Source organism: Falsiroseomonas sp., assembly GCF_030695085.1.
GTDB lineage: Bacteria > Pseudomonadota > Alphaproteobacteria > Acetobacterales > Acetobacteraceae > Falsiroseomonas.
This window is the reverse complement of record NZ_JAUYTS010000104.1, coordinates 1-5828: the sequence shown is the minus strand read 5'-3', so window position 1 is coordinate 5828 and position 5828 is coordinate 1. Positions and strand designations below refer to the sequence as shown.

Below are 5828 nucleotides of genomic sequence, written 5' to 3'. Positions count from 1 at the left end.
GGCGGCGCCAGGTGTCGAGCCGCGGCACCAGCTTGTCCGCCACACAACGGCGGACCTGCTCGCGGAAGCTCTCGATCTCCGCATCCATCCAGGGATGCTGCAACAGGCGGGGCAACATGCTCATCACATGCCCGTCAGGCCACCGGAGCAGATCAGCGTCTGGCCGCTGACGTAGTCCGATTCGGGGATGCAGAACAGGTACACCGAGCCCGCCGCTTCTTCGGGTGTGCCGCCACGGCCCAGCGGGATCAGCGCTTCGGCGTTCTTGAGCACCTGCGGGTTCACGCCCACCTTGATCTGCTGGCCGGCGATGTCGATCTTCGCGTCGGCATCGGCCGCGGCTTCGGTCAGGCGCGTCATGATCAGGCCGAAGGCCACGCTGTTGACGTTGACCTTGTAGCGACCCCATTCCTTGGCCATGGCCTTGGTCAGGCCGTTGATGCCCGCCTTGGCCGCCGCGTAATTGGCCTGGCCGGCGTTGCCGTACACGCCCGAGGTGGACGAGATGTTCACCACCTTGCGGAACACCGGCGCACCCGCTTCGGCCTCGCGTTTGGCTGCATCACGGATGAAGCCGGAGGCTGCGCGCAGGATGCGGAACGGCGCCGTCAGGTGCACCGCGAGCATGGCTTCCCATTGTTCGTCGCTCATCTTCTGCACCACGTTGTCCCAGGTGTAGCCGGCGTTGTTGACGATGATGTCGACGCCCCCGAAGGCGTCCAGCGCGGTCTTCACGAACTTGTCGCCAAAGTCGGCATCGGTCACGCTGCCCACGCAGGCCACGGCCTGGCCGCCGCGCGAAACGATGTCGGCCACGGTCTGTTCGGCCGGTGCGGCGTCCAGGTCGTTGATCACCACACGGGCGCCTTCGCTGGCGAGCTTGAGAGCGATCTCGCGGCCAATGCCCCGGCCAGAGCCGGACACCAGGGCCACCTTGCCTTCGAGTTTTTGGGTCATGTCGGATTTCCTTTGTGTGGAGGTTTCAGGGCAGGCTCAGAACAGCCTCACCCAGCAGTTTTTGCACGCCGGCCTCGTTGGTGGTGGCCAGGCTCACACGCACGAGGCGTTCACCGTCGTGCTCGAATTTTTCGGTCACCGTGCCGGTGCAGCGGATGCTTTCGCCCACATGGGTGATGGCGGCGAAGCGCACGTTGAAGTCGCGCAAGGCAGACTGGGGCACCCAGTCGGTCAGCGCACGCCCCAGCCAGGCCATGGACAACATGCCGTGGGCGAACACGTCGGGCATGCCGGCTTCTTTTGCAAAGTCCAGGTCCACGTGAATGGGGTTGTGGTCGCCCGAGGCGCCGCAGTAGAGCGCCAGGGTCAGGCGGCTCAGGGGCGGAAGGTCCAGCGCCGGCAGCGCATCGCCCACATTGACGTTGTCAAAGCGAACAGGTGTCACGGTGTTCATGCGCTCTCCTTTTCCGGCTGGCGCATGACCGTGACGCCACGCAGATCGGCCACGTGTTCGCCCCGCTGGTTGCTCACGCGCGTCTTGCGCACCACGAATTCCAGCGCGCCGCCTTTCTTGTCGTAGATGTCTTCAATGCGCTGCTCGAAGCTCAGCACGTCGCCCGCATGGGCCATGCGGTGGTAGGTGAAGCCCTGCTCGCCGTGCAGCAGGCGCTTGTAGTCCAGTCCCAGCAGGTTGCGGATGGCGGCCGGATCGGGCGACTCCATTTCGAGGCAGAACAGGAAGGTGGGCGGCACGGGCAGGCCGGGGTGGCCTGCGGCTCGCGCCGCTTCATCCTGGCTGTAGACAGGATCGGTCTGTCCGGTGGCCTTGGCGAAGAAGCGCAGTCGCCCCGCTTCCACCGCGACTTTGAAGGGAGCCATGGTGTGGCCGATGTACTTTCGATCGATCATGGCCTGGCTCCTCAGGCCTTGGCGTACAGCGTGACCACGCAGGCCCCGCCCAGCCCCAGGTTGTGCTGCAGCGCCAGCCGCGCGCCTTCCACCTGCCGCTGCTCGGCCTGACCGCGCAGTTGCCACACCAGTTCGGCGCACTGCGCCAGCCCGGTGGCGCCCAGCGGGTGGCCCTTGGACAGCAACCCGCCCGACGGGTTGGTGACGATGCGACCGCCGTAGGTGTTGTCGCCTTCCACGATGAAGCGCTCGGCCGTGCCTTCGGGTGTCAGGCCCAGGGCTTCATAGGTGATGAGTTCGTTGGCAGTGAAGCAGTCGTGCAGTTCCACCACGTCCAGGTCATCGGGGCCGATGCCGGCGTCCTCGTACACCTGCTGCGCGGCGGCTGCGGTCATGTCGTAGCCCACGACCTTGCGCATGTCGCCTGTCTCGAAGGTGCTGGGCGTGTCGGTGGTCATGGCCTGGGCGGCGATCACCACGCTGGCGTCCAGCCCGTGCTTCTTGGCGAACTCGGCCGAACACACGATGGCCGCTGCGGCACCGCAGGTGGGCGGGCAGCACTGGAAGCGTGTCATGGGGTCGAACACGGTGGGCGCGGCCATCACCTCGTCGAGCGTGAGGGTCTGGCGGAACACAGCGAGTGGGTTGCGTGCGGCGTGCTGGCGCGCCTTGACCGAGATGCGGCCGAAGGTGTCGGCGCGGATGCCGTACTGCGCCATGTAGTCGCGCCCGGCGCCGCCGAAAAACTGTGCGGCGCGGGGCACGCCGGCCTCGAAGCCCTGATGCTCGGTCATCACGTCGGCGAAGCGCGCCATGGGCGAAGGCCGGTCGTCGTAAGCGCCCTTGAGCGCGCCCGGCACCATCTGCTCGAAGCCCAGCGCAATGGCGCATTCGATCATGCCGCTCTCCACCGCCTGGCGCGCCAGGAACAGCGCACTGGAGCCGGTAGAGCAATTGTTGTTGACGTTGAAGACTGGTATGCCGCTCAGGCCCACGCCGTAGATGGCGGCCTGGCCGGCGGTGGAGTCACCGTACACGTAGCCCACATAGGCCTGCTGCACCTCGGCGTAGTCCACGCCCGCGTCGGCCAGCGCGGCCTGTGCGGCCCGCGCACCCATGACGGTGTAGGGCTCGCTGGCGCCGGGTTTGGTGAAGGGAATCATGCCCACGCCCACGACGTGAACGGGTCTGCGCATCTGGCTCATCGGGTGTCCTCATGTCAAAAACAATGACCCGAGTTTGGGCGCCGGGGGCGCTGCGGCCAATAACGGATAGGCCCAAAATGATTGGCAGAAACGCTCAGTCTGCCGCGATCCGCAGGACCTTGCCGATGCGCGTCAGTCGCCTGCTGCGGCGTCCGCCTGAGTGGGTGCCTGCGCTTGCAGACGGCGTTGCCGGTACACGCCCGGCGCCAGTCCGGTCCAGCCCTTGAAGGCGCGGTGGAAGGTGCTGGCTTCCGAAAAGCCCAGCCGGTTGGCGATGTCCAGCAGCGTGAGGTCGGGCTGCGACAGGTACTCCACGGCCACGTCGCGGCGCAGGCTGTCCTTGATGGCCTGGTAGCCCTGGCCTTCGCGCTGCAGATGGCGCCGCAGGGTCTGCGGCGTCATCGCCAGCGATTGGCTCACTTCGTCGAGCGAGGGCATGTCTTCGGCCAGGTAGCGCCGCAGCAGGCGGCGAATGCGCTCGGTCAGGCTGGTCTGGTCGCGGTATTTCACCAGCAGACTGGTGGGCGCCTGCTGCAGGAATTCGCGCAGGCTCTCCCGGTTCTGCACCACGGGAAGCTCCAGCCAGCGCGCGTCGAAACGGTAGCCCATCCAGTCGGGCTGGAAGCGCACGGGCGCCTGAAACAGGCGCGAAGCGTCGCTGCGCAGACCGGATTCCGGGTGGGTGTAGATCACCTCGCGCAAGGGAATGCGCCGCGCCACCAGCCAGCACGCCAGGCCAAAGCTGAAGAACATGAACACACGCTGGGCGTAGATCAGGCCGGCATTGGCCGGGCCACGCGCGCTCAGGCGACAGGTGGCCATGCCCTCGCTCACCTGCAGGCGCGGCACGAAGTCGTGCAACTGCTGGTGGTAGTAACGCAGGCCGGTGTGCATGGCCTCACCCAGGGTCTTGCAGTGCACCAGCAGTTCGCATCCCATGGCAAAGCTGCCCATCGGCAAAGGGTGCGCGCACAGGCCCCAGAGCTCGTCGCGCGTGAGGCGGCGCAGTTCGAAGATCAGCCGCGCATACTGCGCCTGGGTAACGCGGGACAAGGGCGACTCCAGCAGCGCTGGCGCAATGCTGGCCCGCCGCAGCACCCGCTCCCAGTCTAGGCCACGCGAACGCACGCCCTGCAGGATCTGGATCACCTGCGGAATGGCGATGGTGTGCTGGATCGGAGAGAGGTAGGTGGAGGCTGCCATGGACCGTTGCGCGGACGCGCGCATGCAGGCTGGATGAAGCGGTTTTATCCGAGCACGCCCAACGCCCGCAAGTCTGCCACGCGCTGCTCGCTCCAGCCGGATTCCTGCAACACCTCGTCGGTGTGCTCGCCGGGTCGCGGTGCCGGGCGCACCACGCGGAATTCAAAGTCGCTCATGCGCACCGGGCAGGCCAGCTGTCGCATGACCTGGCCATTGGCACCGTGTACCTCCACCGTCATGCCGCGCGCCACGAAGTGCGGGTGCGCGAGCGCTTCGTCCAGCCGCAGCACAGGCGTCACACAGCACTGGGCATGTTCGAACAGGCCCTGCCAGTGCGCCAGCGGCTGAGCGCGCAGGATCCTGGCCACTTCGGCCCGCAGGCGCATCGAATCCTCGGGCGAAGCGGGCACATGCTGCGCCTGCAGGTCTTCGCGACCCAGGCATTGGCAGAACGCGTCCCAGAACTTACGCTCCAGCGCACCCACCGCCAGGAAGCGGCCATCGGCTGTTTCGTAGAAGGCGTAGCAGGGCAGCAAGCCCGTAAGGCGGTCGCTGCTGGCCGCGCGCGGCCGGCCTTCGCGGTGCACCGCGGCCATGGGCAGCACGGCATGGGCCAGCAGGCCGTCGGCGATGGCGATGTCCACGTGCCGGCCCCTGCCCGTGCGCGTGGCATCGAACAGGGCCGCCAGTATGCCCATGACCGCTGTCATGGTGCCCCCCAGCAGGTCGGCCACCGGCACATTGGACAAGGCCAGCTCACCCGAAGGACTTCCCATCTGGTCGGCCACGCCCACCAGCGCGCTGTAGTTCATGTCGTGACCAGGCTCGTTGCGCAGCGGGCCACTCTGTCCGTAGCCGCTGATGCTGGCGAAAACCAGCCGGGGGTTGTGCGCATGCACCGCGGCCCAGCCCACGCCCAGTCGCTCCATCACTCCCGGGCGAAAGCCTTCCACCAGCACATCGGCGCTTTCGCAGAGCGACAGCAGCGCGGCCACGCCTTGGGGGTGCTTGAGATCTAGCCGTATGCCCCGCTTGTTACGATTGACCATGTCGCGCACCGGTGCTGAAGCGTAATCGCCCGCGCCGGCGTCCTCGATCTTGATCACGTCGGCACCCAGGTCGGCCAAGTGCAGCGTGCACATGGGCCCGGGCAAAAGTCGGGTGAGGTCAAGCACTTTCACACCTGCCAGGGGTGCTCCGGTGGCATGCGTGGCAGGAGCAGCTGAAGTAGGTGGATTGAATTCGGGAAGGTCCATGGCGGAGGGCGAGGTGATGTGTAGCAGCATGGGAGGTACGGTAGTGCAGTTGCCAAGGCGTGCTCAATGGCATGTGGACTCCATTGAGTTGGCAGAAAGTGACACTTTCCATGCAGTAGGAAGCCGGTGTGAACGGCTGTCAATTTCCTGATAAAAATGGTGTCGGCTTCAGCCGAGCGCGATCACCTGCAGCAGTCAGCTGACTGGCGCGTGGTAGTCCACCGAGACGCCCCCGCAGATCCAGCGGTAGGCATCGTGCTCCTGGCTCAACCGTGCCAATTCGCGCCCGCTGCCCACA

The 5828-nt window shown here is 66.4% G+C and carries 6 protein-coding genes; all 6 read right to left on the bottom strand.

The annotated features are described in order from the left end of the window. Positions 1 to 123: 123 nt before the first annotated feature. Entirely contained in the window at positions 124 to 957 is an 834-nt protein-coding gene (locus tag Q8S40_RS11960) for an SDR family NAD(P)-dependent oxidoreductase (RefSeq protein ID WP_305670578.1), read from the bottom strand. Between the two features lie 25 nt (positions 958 to 982). Next, positions 983 to 1411 carry a MaoC family dehydratase gene (locus tag Q8S40_RS11955; protein WP_304827074.1) on the bottom strand — a complete coding sequence of 143 codons (429 nt, stop codon included), beginning with the start codon at positions 1409 to 1411 and terminating at the stop codon, positions 983 to 985. Continuing rightward, a complete protein-coding gene (locus Q8S40_RS11950) occupies positions 1408 to 1866 on the bottom strand; it encodes a MaoC family dehydratase N-terminal domain-containing protein (RefSeq protein WP_304827071.1) in 459 nt (152 codons plus the stop codon). The genes Q8S40_RS11955 and Q8S40_RS11950 overlap by 4 nt, the downstream gene beginning before the upstream one ends. Positions 1867 to 1877: 11 nt before the next feature. Then, positions 1878 to 3071, bottom strand: a complete 1194-nt coding sequence (locus Q8S40_RS11945) for a lipid-transfer protein (RefSeq protein ID WP_305670577.1) — start codon at positions 3069 to 3071, stop codon at positions 1878 to 1880. 132 nt (positions 3072 to 3203) lie between these two features. Continuing rightward, entirely contained in the window at positions 3204 to 4274 is a 1071-nt protein-coding gene (locus tag Q8S40_RS11940) for an AraC family transcriptional regulator (RefSeq protein ID WP_304827068.1), read from the bottom strand. A 44-nt stretch (positions 4275 to 4318) separates the two neighbouring features. Beyond that, positions 4319 to 5530, bottom strand: a complete 1212-nt coding sequence (locus tag Q8S40_RS11935) for a CaiB/BaiF CoA-transferase family protein (RefSeq protein WP_304827384.1) — start codon at positions 5528 to 5530, stop codon at positions 4319 to 4321. Positions 5531 to 5828: the final 298 nt, after the last annotated feature.

Coding starts and splice junctions, on each gene's coding strand:
- Q8S40_RS11960 (WP_305670578.1), bottom strand. CDS start 957: ATGACCCAAAAACTCGAAGGCAAGGTGGCCCTGGTGTCCGGCTCTGGC.
- Q8S40_RS11955 (WP_304827074.1), bottom strand. CDS start 1,411: ATGAACACCGTGACACCTGTTCGCTTTGACAACGTCAATGTGGGCGAT.
- Q8S40_RS11950 (WP_304827071.1), bottom strand. CDS start 1,866: ATGATCGATCGAAAGTACATCGGCCACACCATGGCTCCCTTCAAAGTC.
- Q8S40_RS11945 (WP_305670577.1), bottom strand. CDS start 3,071: ATGAGCCAGATGCGCAGACCCGTTCACGTCGTGGGCGTGGGCATGATT.
- Q8S40_RS11940 (WP_304827068.1), bottom strand. CDS start 4,274: ATGGCAGCCTCCACCTACCTCTCTCCGATCCAGCACACCATCGCCATT.
- Q8S40_RS11935 (WP_304827384.1), bottom strand. CDS start 5,530: ATGGACCTTCCCGAATTCAATCCACCTACTTCAGCTGCTCCTGCCACG.